Annotated in this window: 9 protein-coding genes; 2 read left to right on the top strand and 7 right to left on the bottom strand. The window is 73.6% G+C overall.

From position 1 onward, the window contains the following. Positions 1 to 3: 3 nt before the first annotated feature. Together lipA and CRP30_RS22570 are read right to left on the bottom strand one after the other, a co-directional pair. Positions 4 to 978, bottom strand: coding sequence for a lipoyl synthase (gene lipA / locus CRP30_RS18835; protein WP_097185677.1), 975 nt, complete (start codon positions 976 to 978; stop codon positions 4 to 6). 80 nt (positions 979 to 1,058) lie between these two features. Beyond that, positions 1,059 to 2,228 (bottom strand): hypothetical protein, encoded by a 1,170-nt coding sequence (locus tag CRP30_RS22570; RefSeq protein WP_097185543.1) that lies wholly within the window; start codon positions 2,226 to 2,228, stop codon positions 1,059 to 1,061. Positions 2,229 to 2,280: 52 nt separating this feature from the next. Between CRP30_RS22570 and CRP30_RS18825 the strand changes: the two genes are divergently transcribed. Then, positions 2,281 to 3,210: an LLM class F420-dependent oxidoreductase gene (locus tag CRP30_RS18825; RefSeq protein WP_097185542.1), complete on the top strand. Its 930-nt coding sequence runs from the start codon at positions 2,281 to 2,283 to the stop codon at positions 3,208 to 3,210. Positions 3,211 to 3,217: 7 nt separating this feature from the next. Here the strand turns inward: CRP30_RS18825 and CRP30_RS18820 are convergent, their stop codons facing one another. Further along, a complete protein-coding gene (locus CRP30_RS18820) occupies positions 3,218 to 5,515 on the bottom strand; it encodes a putative bifunctional diguanylate cyclase/phosphodiesterase (protein WP_235003541.1) in 2,298 nt (765 codons plus the stop codon). Between the two features lie 271 nt (positions 5,516 to 5,786). On the opposite strand from CRP30_RS18820, the gene leuS reads away from it, so the two are divergent. Then, a complete protein-coding gene (gene leuS, locus CRP30_RS18815) occupies positions 5,787 to 8,678 on the top strand; it encodes a leucine--tRNA ligase (RefSeq protein ID WP_097185541.1) in 2,892 nt (963 codons plus the stop codon). A gap of 10 nt (positions 8,679 to 8,688) precedes the next feature. Here the strand turns inward: leuS and CRP30_RS18810 are convergent, their stop codons facing one another. From CRP30_RS18810 to CRP30_RS18795, 4 genes are read right to left on the bottom strand one after another with little or no spacing between them, the layout of a single operon-like run. Further along, positions 8,689 to 9,075 carry a PPOX class F420-dependent oxidoreductase gene (locus tag CRP30_RS18810; protein WP_097185540.1) on the bottom strand — a complete coding sequence of 129 codons (387 nt, stop codon included), beginning with the start codon at positions 9,073 to 9,075 and terminating at the stop codon, positions 8,689 to 8,691. Beyond that, on the bottom strand, positions 9,072 to 9,728 hold the full coding sequence (lipB, locus tag CRP30_RS18805) for a lipoyl(octanoyl) transferase LipB (protein WP_235003540.1): 657 nt from the start codon (positions 9,726 to 9,728) through the stop codon (positions 9,072 to 9,074). Before lipB ends, CRP30_RS18810 begins: the two co-directional genes overlap by 4 nt. 22 nt (positions 9,729 to 9,750) lie before the next feature. Then, complete coding sequence (locus CRP30_RS18800; protein WP_097185538.1) at positions 9,751 to 10,485, bottom strand: Type 1 glutamine amidotransferase-like domain-containing protein; 735 nt, start codon at positions 10,483 to 10,485, stop codon at positions 9,751 to 9,753. Continuing rightward, a complete protein-coding gene (locus tag CRP30_RS18795; protein WP_097185537.1) occupies positions 10,485 to 11,726 on the bottom strand; it encodes an NAD(P)/FAD-dependent oxidoreductase in 1,242 nt (413 codons plus the stop codon). Before CRP30_RS18795 ends, CRP30_RS18800 begins: the two co-directional genes overlap by 1 nt. Positions 11,727 to 11,794 lie beyond the last annotated feature (68 nt).

The raw sequence follows: 11,794 nt of genomic DNA, 5'->3' as shown, positions 1-11,794 counted from the left end.
GAGTCAGCCCTGCCGGGTGAGGCCGCGGGCCTCGACGGCCTGCTGGTAGAGCCGGCCGGCGCGGTAGGAGCTGCGCACCAGGGGACCGGCCAGCACGCCCGGGAAGCCGATGCGCTCCGCCTCGGCCTGGAACCCGACGAACTCGTCGGGCTTCACCCAGCGGACGACGGGGTGGTGCCGCGGCGACGGACGGAGGTACTGCGTGATGGTGAGCAGGTCGCACCCGGCGTCGTGCAGGGCCTGCATGGTCTCCACGACCTCGTGTGGCTCCTCGCCCATCCCGAGGATGAGGTTGGACTTGGTCACCAGGCCTGCCTCGCGGGCGGCGGTGATCACGGCGAGGGAGCGGTCGAACCGGAACCCGGGCCGGATGCGCTTGAAGATCCGCGGCACGGTCTCGACGTTGTGCGCCAGCACCTCGGGGCGGGAGGAGAAGACCTCGGCCAGCTGGGCCGGGTCGGCGTTGAAGTCGGGGATGAGCAGCTCGACACCGCAGCCGGGGAGCTGGGCGTGGATCTGCCGCACGGTCTCGGCGTAGAGCCATGCACCGCCGTCGGGGAGGTCGTCGCGCGCGACGCCGGTCACCGTGGCGTACTTCAGGCCCATCGTGGCGACGCTCTCGGCGACGCGCCGCGGCTCGTCGGCGTCGAAGTCGGCGGGCTTGCCGGTGTCGATCTGGCAGAAGTCGCACCGCCGTGTGCACTGGTCGCCGCCGATGAGGAACGTGGCCTCCCGGTCCTCCCAGCATTCGTAGATGTTGGGGCAGCCGGCCTCTTCGCAGACGGTGTGCAGGCCCTCGCGACGCACGAGCGACTTGAGCTCGGTGTACTCCGGGCCGGTCTTCAACCGGGTCTTGATCCACTCGGGCTTGCGCTCGATCGGCACCTGGCTGTTGCGCACCTCGAGGCGCAGCAGTTTCCGGCCGGCCGGCTCGAGCGGAGATCCCGAAGAATGCGCCGGAGCGGCCGTCTCACTCATGATCTCCACGGTACTCCCGGACGAACGACGCCCCCGTTGCTCAGGAGCAACGGGGGCGTCGGACGTGACGAGGAACTCGGTCAGACCTGTCGGTCGGCCGGTCCCGCGGTCGGGCCCTCGGTGGCGCCGCCACCGGAGGTGAAGGGCTCCGGGGCGTCCGAGCCGTTCACGGTGGCGCTGTCCGGGCCGTCGCCGTCCACGAGCTGCGCGTCGCGCACGCCCATGTCGGACTCGGCCGGAGCGGAGTCACCGGTGGTGTCGGCGGTGGACACGGTCTTGCCGGAGGTGCTGTCGGAGCTGGGCACGGGGTCCTCTCGGTAGCTGGGCACCGGACCGTCGCCCGCGGGGGCGGGGGTCCAGGCGTCGTCCTGCTTGCGACGGAGCAGGGCGAACACAGCCGTACCCACGGCGAGGGCCAGGAACACCCACGGCCAGCGGCGGCGCGGCTCCGGCTCGATGCCGACCTTGCGCTTCACGGTCTTCGCCGTGGCCAGCGCCGACTTCTCGAACTCCCGGTGCTTCTTGACGGCCTGCTTGCGGGCCTTCTTCGCCGTCTTGCGGGCCTTGCGGGTGGACTTCTCCGCCGCGGCCACGAACTCGGCGCGCCGCGCGTCCAGCTCGCTGCGGGCGCTGTCGACCCCGGCGGCCAGGGTGTCGCGGGCGCTCTCCAGCGCCGGCGTCACTGCGTCGCGGGCGGCGGCCACCCGCGGGACGGCGTAGGCGGCCGCAGCGACCTGGGCGGCCTCGAGCCGGGGGACGACGTCGTCCTTGAGCGCCTTCTGCGCTGCCTTCTGGGCCGCCTCGACCCGGGGCGCCAGATCGGCCGCGGCCTTGGCCGCCGCGACCTGCGCCGCGGCGACCCGCGGCGCGGCTGCCTCGCGAGCCGCCTCGACCCGGGGCGCGATGGCCTCACGGGCCGCCTCCACCCGCGGCGCGATCGTCTCGCGGGCGGTGGCGACCGCCGGAGCCGCCGCTGCCACGGCGGCGGCCACCTTGGGGGCCACCTTCAGCGCGACGGCTGTCTGCGCAGCGTCGAGCGCTGGGCCGGCGGCGTCGCGGGCCGCGACGACGCGCGGGCCCAACTGCTCAGCGGCGAGGGCGCCTGCCTCGGTGGCCGCCACCCCGATGTGGGCGAAAGCCTCCTGGAGCTCGGCGCCGATGACCTGACCACGCGTCTTCTTGCGGAACACGAGCTGCACCTCCGAGTAGATCGTCTCGCGATCATCCTGCCCGGTCCCGGCTGCGAGCACACCCCCGAGGGTTCGGTCAGCGGGAGCGACCGGTGCTGGCTAGCGTCGGGGCGTGCTGCTGCGGATCTTCACCGAGCCCCAGATGGGCGCCACGTACGACGACCTCCTGGCCGTCGCCCGGCGCACCGAGGAGACCGGCTTCGACGCCTTCTTCCGGTCCGACCACTACCTGACGATGGGCGGCGACGGGCTGCCCGGCCCGACCGATGCCTGGGTCACGCTGGCCGGCCTCGCCCGCGAGACCAGCCGGATCCGGCTGGGCACCCTGATGACGGCGGGCACCTTCCGGCTCCCCGGCCCGCTGGCCATCTCCGTCGCGCAGGTCGACCAGATGAGCGGCGGCCGGGTGGAGCTCGGGATCGGCTCCGGCTGGTTCGAGCAGGAGCACAGCGCCTACGGCATCCCGTTCCCGTCGCTGGGGGAGCGGTTCGACCGCTACGAGGAGCAGCTCGCCGTCATCACCGGGCTCTGGAGCACGCCGTCGGGGGAGACCTTCGACTTCGCAGGGGAGCACTACCGGGTCTCCGGCTCGCCGGCGCTGCCCAAGCCCGTCCAGGAGGGCGGCATCCCGGTCCTGGTCGGCGGCGCCGGCAAGAAGCGCACCCCTCGTCTGGCGGCCCGCTACGCCAGCGAGTTCAACGTGCCGTTCATGTCGGCCGGTGACAACGCCCGCCTGTTCGCCGGTGTCCGCGAGGCGTGCGAGGAAGCCGGCCGCGACCCCTCGTCCATGGTCTACAGCTCGGCCCTGGTGCTCTGCGTGGGCAAGGACGAGGCCGAGCTCGCCCGCCGGGCCGCCGCGATCGGGCGGGAGGTGGAGGAGCTTCGCGAGCACGGTGTCGCCGGAAGCCCAGCCGAGGCCGTCGACACCCTGGGCCGTTACGCCGAGGCCGGAGCCGAGCGGGTGTACCTGCAGGTGCTCGATCTGGCCGACCTCGACCACCTGGACCTGGTGGCGAGCGAGGTGGCGCCCCAGCTGCGGTGAGCCCGCGTCAGCGCCGGATGCGCTCCGGTCGCCGCGACCGCGCGAGCCAGTCGAGGAACTCGGGAACCGGCATCGGGCGGGCGATCGCGTAGCCCTGCGCGATGTCGCACCCCAGCCGCCGCAGCGCCTCGCCGGTCGCGTCGTCCTCCACGCCCTCGGCGACCAACCGCAGGCCGAGCGCGTGGGCCAGCGCCGCCGTGTGCTCCACGATCGCGCCGGCCCGGGAGTCGCTGCCGACGTCGGCGGTGAGGCTGCGGTCGAGCTTGAGCTCGTCGGCGGGCAGGTGACGGAGGTAGGCCAGCGAGCTGTAGCCGGTGCCGTAGTCGTCGATGGACGTCCGCACGCCGAGGTGGCGCAGCTCGGCGAGCACCTGCCGCCCGCGCTCGGGGTCGGCCATGAGGGTGTCCTCGACCAGCTCCAGGGTGAGGGCGGCCGGGGGCAGCCCGTGCCGGCGCAGGGCGGCCAGCACCTTGCTGGGGAGGTCGAGGTCGGTGACGTTCGCCGCGGCGAGGTTGACCGAGACCGGCACGGCGTCGGTCGGCCACCAGCGCGCCGCCGCGGTCAGCGCCAGCTCGAGGACGGTGGCCGTGAGCGGACGGAGCAGGCCGGCCTGCTCGGCGGCCGGCAGCAGGTCGCCGGGGTAGAGCAGCCCGCGCGTGGGGTGTGCCCAGCGCACGAGGGCCTCGACGCCGACGGGACGCCCGTCGGCGAGGTCGATCTGCGGCTGCAGGTGGACGACGAGCTGGTCGTCCACCTGCAGCGCCGTGCGGAGCTCCTCCATGGTGCGCAGCCGGTCGCCGCTGCCGCCGTGCGGATCGGGGACGTACACGTGCACGCCTTCGCGCGCGGCCTTGGCCGCGTACATGGCCACGTCGGCGCAGCGCAGCATCTCCTGCACGGTGGCCGCCGGGACGGGCGCGGTCGCGACGCCGATGCTGACGCCGACGTGCAGCCGGATGTCCTCGACCGCGAACGGCTGGAGCACCAGCATGCGGAGGCGCTCGGCGCGGTCCTGGGCCTCGTCGAGCGACGCCTCGGGGAGCAGGACGGCGAACTCGTCGCCGCCCAGCCGGGCGAGGACCTCGCCCGGGCGCAGCGCGGGCAGCAGCCGCGGCCCGATCTGGCGCAGCAGCTGGTCGCCGGCCGTGTGGCCGAGGCTGTCGTTAACCTCCTTGAACCCGTCGAGGTCCAGCAGCAGCAGGGCGGCGGGGGTACGGGCCGTGGCCGACGCGAGTACCCGCTCGGTCCTCTCCAGCAGCGCCCGGCGGTTGGCCAGGCCGGTCAGCTCGTCGGTGCGGGCCTGCTCGCTGACCTCGTTGAACGCGCTGACCTCCCGGAAGGTGATGCCGGTGCGCGCGATCGCCGCGAGGACGCAGCCGATCGCCAGCCACGCGGCGGCCGCGGGCAGCTCGTCGCCCCAGCCCAGGGCGAGGACGACCAGGCTGGCGACGTTGCAGGCCAGCGGGAGCGCCAGCAGGCGCCAGCCGAGGCGGGTCCGGCTGCCCTCGGCGTCGGCCCGCGGCTGCGGGCGGGGCCGGGCGAGGTGCGCCGCCGTCGCGACCAGGCAGATCGCGGCCAGCCAGGTCAGTTCCAGCGGGGTGCCGTCGACGTAGGTGCCGAGGACGGTCCGGGCGAAGAGGACGAGGTCGCCCACCATCATCAGCGCCAGGGCCGAGGCGACGATGACGAGCGTGCGGTCGAGCCGGACGCCGAGGATCGAGCCGACGGCGACCAGCAGCGCCATCAGCAGCAGGTCCGTGGCGGGCATCCCCAGCTGGATCAGCGGGACCGGCTCCCGCCCCGGCGCGGCGTCCAGGTACGGACCCAGCAGGAAGGCCACGCCGACCGCCGTCGCGCCGAGGGCACCGATGATCCCGTCCAGCCACATGCTCGGGTGGAAGCGCGGCACGCGGGCGCGGATGAGCCCGACCAGCGTCCCGTACAGGGTCAGGTAGGCGGCGAGGGACAGGGCATCCACGGTGGCCGACGAGTTGGCCGCGCCGTCGATGCCGGCGCCGAGGGTGCGGATCGTGTTCGCGGAGGCGCTGAGGACCAGGGCGATGCACAGCGCCCGCCAGGCCGTGCGCTCCTGCGGGACCCGCCGGGCGGCCCGCCAGCACAGCGCCGCGGCGGGCACGTAGGCGGAGTTGTAGAGGACCACGTCGTAGAAGCGGTCCCAGCCCAGGCCGTCCGGGCGGGGGCCGAGACCGGTCGCATAGAGCGCGACGGCGGCCACGGACAGCACGAGCAGGACGCGCGAGGTCCGCACACCGTCCCGGTACGTCGTCGGCTGCTGCGTCGTCACGGGGATGTCATCGGCGTCCGGTCGCCGGTACCGGAGCCGAATGCGGGCGAATACAGGCGGAGGGGTGAAGCCCGGACGGCGGGGCGCACCCTGCCCGGCGAGATCCCGGGACGGCGCGTCGCGGTAGGCTGCCGGGGTGACCGGGCGGCTCCTGCTTCACCGGCCGTGCTGACGCTGAGACCCTCAGACAGCACGGCGACCCCTCCTGCGTGAGGGGTTTCTTCATGTTCGCCGTCGGTACGAGCGTTGCGATCACCCGGGAGCACCAGCGATGAGCCAGACCGCCGACCAGCCCGACGTCGAGCAGCACACGGGTGACGTTCCCCCGCACCGCTACACGCCCGCGCTGGCCCAGCAGATCGAGCTCGCCTGGCAGGACCGCTGGGAGGCCGAGGGCACCTTCCACACGCCCAACCCGACCGGCCGGCTGAGCGAGGGCTTCGAGCGGGTGGCCGACCGGCCGAAGTACTTCCTGATGGACATGTTCCCGTATCCCTCGGGTGCCGGGCTGCACGTCGGCCACCCGCTGGGCTACCTGGGCACCGATGTCACCAGCCGGTTCCGCCGCATGGACGGCGACAACGTCCTGCACCCGATGGGCTACGACGCCTTCGGCCTGCCCGCCGAGCAGTACGCCGTCCAGACCGGGCAGCACCCGCGGGTCACGACCGAGGCCAACATCGCGGCCATCAAGGCGCAGCTGCGCCGCCTGGGCGTCGACCACGACGACCGCCGCAGCTTCGCCACGATCGACCCGGGCTACTACAAGTGGACCCAGTGGATCTTCCTGCAGCTGTTCGGCTCCTGGTTCGACGAGTCCGCCGGCAAGGCCCGCCCGATCGAGGACCTGGTCGCCGAGCTGGACGCCGGGACGCGCACGCCCACCGCGGGCACCAATCCCTCCGGGCTGCCCTGGGCCGAGCTGGACGACGTCGCGCGCCGCACCGTCGTCGACGCGCACCGGCTGGCCTACCTCAACGAGGCGCCGGTGAACTGGTGCCCGGGGCTGGGCACCGTGCTGTCCAACGAGGAGGTCACCGCCGACGGCCGCTCCGAGCGCGGCAACTTCCCCGTGTTCCGGCGGCCGCTCAAGCAGTGGATGATGCGGATCACCGCCTACGCGGACCGGCTGATCGACGACCTGGACCGCATGGACTGGTCGGACTCGCTGAGGCTCATGCAGCGCAACTGGATCGGCCGATCCAACGGCGCGAAAGTCCGGTTCGCTGCCGGCGCCGAGACCGTCGAGGTGTTCACGACCCGGCCGGACACGCTGTTCGGCGCCACGTACATGGTGCTGGCACCGGAGCACCCGCTGGTCGCGACACTGACGGCGGACGCCTGGCCCGACGGCACCGACCCCCGCTGGACCGGGGGAGCGGCCACCCCCCGCGAGGCGGTCGCCGCGTACCAGCGGCAGGCCTCCCGCCGGTCGGAGCTGGACCGTCAGGACGCCGGCCGGGAGAAGACCGGCGTGTGGCTGGGCGTCACCGCCGTCAACCCGGTCAACGGGCGCGAGCTGCCGGTGTTCATCGCCGACTACGTGCTGACCGGCTACGGCACCGGCGCGATCATGGCCGTGCCGGGGGAGGACACCCGTGACTTCGAGTTCGCGGAGGTCTTCGGGCTCCCGGTCGTGCGCACCGTGCAGCCGCCGGAGGACTTCGCGGGCGGTGCGTACACCGGCAGCGGCCCCATGATCAACTCCGCCAACGACGAGATCTCGCTGGACGGCCTCGAGAAGGCGGATGCCATCGCGCGCATCACCGAGTGGCTGGTGCAGCACGGGCACGGCGAGGCGACGACCACCTACAAGCTGCGCGACTGGCTGTTCAGCCGGCAGCGCTACTGGGGCGAGCCGTTCCCGATCGTCTACGACGAGAACGACCTGCCGATCCCCGTCCCGACGTCGATGCTGCCGGTGCTGCTGCCCGAGGTCGACGACTACTCACCGAAGACCTTCGCCGACGACGACGCCGACTCCGCACCTGAGCCACCGCTGTCCCGGGCCACCGAGTGGACGACGGTCGAGCTGGACCTGGGCGACGGCCCGAAGAAGTACCGCCGCGAGACCAACACCATGCCCAACTGGGCGGGCTCGTGCTGGTACTACCTGCGCTACCTGGACCCCGCCGACGACGAGCGGATGGTCGACCCGGAGCTGGAGAAGTACTGGCTGGGCCCGCGCGAGCCGGGCGACGTCGGCGGTGTCGACCTGTACGTCGGCGGCGTCGAGCACGCCGTCCTGCACCTGCTGTACGCCCGGTTCTGGCACAAGGTCCTGCACGACCTGGGCCACGTGTCCAGCGAGGAGCCCTTCCGCCGCCTGGTCAACCAGGGCTACATCTCCGCCTTCGCCTACACCGACGAGCGCGGCTTCTACGTGCCCGCGGCCGAGGTGGTGGAGAAGGACGGCCAGTTCCTCTACGAGGGCAAGCCGGTCAACCGGGAGTACGGGAAGATCGGCAAGAGCCTCAAGAACATGGTCACGCCGGACGAGATGATCGGCGCGTACGGGGCCGACACCTTCCGGGTGTACGAGATGTCGACCGGGCCGCTGGACCAGTCGCGGCCGTGGGAGACCAAGGCCGTCGTCGGCTCGCAGCGCCTGCTGCAGCGCATCTGGCGGGTCGTCGTCGACGAGCAGACCGGCCAGGTCCGCGCGGCCGAGGACGTCGAGCCGGGTGAGGAGACGCTCCGCGCGCTGCACCGGACCATCGCCGGCGTGCGCGACGGGTTCTCCACGCTGCGGTTCAACATCGCGATCGCCCGCATCACCGAGCTGACCAACCACCTGACCCAGGCCTACGGGGCCTCGTCGCCGGTTCCGCGGTCGGTGGTCGAGCCGCTGGTCCTGCTGGTGGCACCGCTGGCGCCGCACCTGGCTGACGAGCTGTGGACCCGGCTGGGGCACGAGGGGTCGTCCGCCTGGCACGCCTTCCCGGTGGCCGACGAGCGATGGCTGGTCGAGGACACCGTGCAGGTCGCCGTCCAGGTGAACGGCAAGGTGCGGTCGCAGGTCAGCGTGCCTGCGGACGCCGACGCCGCGGCCCTGGAGGCAGCGGCGCGGGCCGACGACAAGATCGCCGGCTACCTGGACGGCGCCACCGTGCGCCGCGTCGTCGCCGTCCCCGGACGTCTGGTCAACTTCGTCCTCGGGTGACGGCGACCGTTCAGGTCGCGGGGGAGATGCGGATCAGCTCGTGCCGTCGGCCGGGACGGCGGAGCGCGCGGTGCCACAGCCGCGAGGTCGTGTCGCCGAGCGTGAACTTTAGCCCGTAGGCGCGACGGAGGGCAGCCCGCGCCTGCGCGTGCGCGGCGGTGGGCAGGAGCTCCGCCGTGCCGTCGACAGCGGGGCCTTGTACGCGGCCGCGGATGTCGCTGGGCGCGACGGTCACCCGGCTGGTGTGACGCAGCCGCTTCACCTTTCCGGAGTCGGCGCGGGTCCACACGACCAGCGAGTCACCGTCCGGCGCGGCCCACACCGGCGTCGCCACGGGCACACCGGTCCGCCGGAAGGTGGTGAGGCTGACGTACTCGCTGCGGGGGAGCGGGGTCATGCGGGAGCGGGCGTGCCGGCGAGGACCCGGGTCATCGCCGCCTCGACCGGGCCGATCGCCTCGGCCGTGGTGATGTCCCGGCCGAGCTCGACCGACAGCGACGTCACACCGGCGTCCGGGATCCCGCACGGGATCATGTTGCCGAACGCCGTCATGTCCGGGTCGCAGTTGAGCGCGAAGCCGTGCATCGTGACGCCCCGGGCCACGCGGATGCCGATCGCGGCCACCTTCCGCTCCGGCCGGAAGCCCTGTCCCGGTTCGTCGGCCGGCACCCAGACGCCGCTGCGTCCCGCCACCCGGCCGGCCGCCAGACCGAAGCCGGCGCACACCTCGATCAGGGCCTCCTCCAGCCGGCGGACGTGGGCCACGACGTCGACGGGGTCGGTCAGGGCGACGATCGGATAGCCGACCAGCTGCCCGGGGCCGTGCCAGGTGATCTTGCCGCCGCGGTCGACGTCGATGACCGGCGTGCCGTCGAAGGGGCGCTCGTGCGGCTCGGTCCGCTTGCCGGCGGTGTAGACCGGGGGGTGCTCCAGCAGCAGGAGGGTGTCGGGACCCTCGCCGGCCACCCGCTGGGCGTGCAGCTCGCGCTGCTGCGCCCACGCGTCCTCGTAGGGAACGGTCCCCGCCCGGATGATCCGCAGCTCGCTCACGCCCATCAGCGTAAGCCGCCGCTCAGGCGAGACGCCGCGGTTCGAGGCGGGTCTCGACGGCGGCGCCGTCCGGCCCCCGCTCCACGCGGTAGGCGGCCGCTCCGGAACGGTCGGACACGGCCTCCACCAGCTCGGTCCCGCGGTAGACCAGTCCGACGCCGTCGTCGGTGGCGTGGCCGCCGGGGAGCGTGCCGTCGGCGACCAGCCGGTGGTAGAGCGGGCGCCGCTGCTCCTCGGAGTCGTAGTGCACGCCGTTGGAGGTCGGGATCAGCGCCAGGCCGTTCGTCACCGGGCGGAGGTCCGGCCCGTAGGAGTCGGTGGTGCCGCCGACGTGCCAGCACAGGGAGCCCGCTGACACCCCGCCGAGCACGACGCCGGCCTCCCACACCTCGCGGAAGATCTCGTCCAGGCCGTGCACCCGCCAGACGGCGAGCAGGTTCGCCACGCTCCCGCCCCCGACCCAGACGACGTCCTGGGCGAGCAGGTGGGCCCGCATGTCGGGCACCGTCGGCATGGTGAACAGGCTGAGGTGGCTGACCTCGACGGCGCTGCCGGCGAACGCGCCGTAGACGCCGGCGATGCGTACCGGGTCGTCGCCGGTGGCGGTGCCGAGGTAGCAGAGCCTCGGCCGCTCGGGGGCGCCGGCCAGCTCCACGGCCAGGTCGAACACCGGTCCCGGTCGCCAGTCGTACGGGCCGCGACCGCGGGAGGCGAAGCCCATGCTGGTCGCGAGGACGGTCGGCTGCGAGGCGGGCATCAGGAGGCTCTCCGGTCGTCGGACGGGCGCAGTGCGCGGAGGACGGCGCGGGCGGTACGCGCCCCGCTCGCCATGGCGCCCTGGATGGACGGGGTGTCGCGGTGGTCACCGCAGACGTAGACGCCGTCGCCCAGGTCCACCGGGCGTCGAAGCTGCAGCGGCGGGACGGCCGTCGGCTGCGCGCCGATCACGGTGACGGTGGTCAGGTGGTCGAGGTCCGACGGCGCCACCCCGTGCGCGGCCGCGACCTCGGCGCGGACCTCGTCCTCCCGGGCCGGCGACAGCGTGGAGCTCGCGACGAGGGCGCGGCCGTCGGGGCTGTACCGCGGCTGGGCGTCGGACAGGACGACGCTGTTGACCAGCCTCCCGCCCGGTTGCCCGAGGACGATCAACGGTGCGTCCCACGGTGACGTGGGCAGCACGTGGAAGTGGGTCGTGACCCGCCGGGGCGCCGACGCCTCGACGTCGGGCAGCAGCCGCGCCGCCGTGTCCGGGTCGGTCGCGACGACGACGGCGTCCGTGTCCCACCGGCCGGAGTCGGTGACCACCGTGCCCGGCGCGATCGCACGCACGCAGGTGTGCAGGAGGACCCGATCGGCTCCCAACCGGCCGGCCAGCTGCTCCCCGACGGCCTGCATGCCGGCGGCGGGGAGGCCGATGCCTCCGCGGACGAAGCTGCGCCAGAGCAGGTCCAGGTAGCGGCTGGACGTCGCGAGCTCGTCCTCCAGGAGCACGCCGGCCAGGAAGGGCCGGAAGAACCGCTCCAGGGCGGTCTCGCCGATCCCTGCCCGGCGCAGGGCCTGCTCCGCCGTGCGCTCCTGCGCCGCGAGCAACCGCCCCACCGGGGAGTATCCGGCGCGCAGCGAGAAGCCGGCGAGGGCCGCCTTGTCGCGCAGCGAGCCGATCGGTGCGGTCGCCGTCCCCACCACGCCGGTCGGGCGCTGCCGCGGGTCGACGACCCGGTGAGCGGTGCCGTCGACCCGGACCACCGCGCCCCGCTCGAACCAGCCCATCTCCAGGGCGTCGAGGTCGAGGTCGGCCGCCCGGGGGTAGCCGGTGTTGAGCACCTGGAAGCCACGGTCGACGACGAACCCGTCGATGCGCTCGGTGGCCAGCCGTCCGCCGGCATGCCCACCGGCCTCGAAGACCCGGACGTCGATCCCGGCCTCGGACAGCCGGGTGGCCGCCGACAGGCCGGCGAGACCTGCTCCGACCACCACGACCTCGGCCCGCGACGACATCGGCCGACGGTAGCCCGGACACCGGACGGTCGCGCCGAGGCCCCTGAGCGAGAGGAGGCCCGGGAGAA

Source organism: Blastococcus haudaquaticus, assembly GCF_900230285.1.
Lineage (GTDB): Bacteria > Actinomycetota > Actinomycetes > Mycobacteriales > Geodermatophilaceae > Blastococcus_B > Blastococcus_B haudaquaticus.
Note: the sequence above shows the minus strand (reverse complement) of the source record. Positions and strands in the feature narration are given on the sequence as shown.